Source organism: Pseudarthrobacter sp. NamE5, assembly GCF_005796225.1.
Lineage (GTDB): Bacteria > Actinomycetota > Actinomycetes > Actinomycetales > Micrococcaceae > Arthrobacter.
In genome coordinates, this window is the sequence record NZ_VAHO01000067.1 from 1 (window position 1) to 209 (window position 209).

The window sequence follows — 209 nt, forward strand, 5'->3', positions numbered from 1 at the left end:
CAGTCTCGGCACCCTTGGCCCTACAAGCTCCAACACCAACTACAACGTTCCGCTGACTGTCAGCGGCCTGGGCGGTGAACTCGGCCAACAACTCTCACTGGGTGTGGACTCCAGCAGCAGCGACGGCCTGGACCTCAACTCCAAGGAGGCCGGCAGCACCGGCGCACCCAAGCTCGCCCTCACCCTGGGCGGTGACAGCACCGGCGGTG

Annotated in this window: 1 protein-coding gene; it reads left to right on the forward strand. The window is 66.0% G+C overall.

The window, feature by feature from the left end; genetic code table 11:
- The coding region (locus tag FDW84_RS19105; RefSeq protein WP_138611044.1) for a hypothetical protein at window positions 1-209 on the forward strand (209 nt) is incomplete at both ends.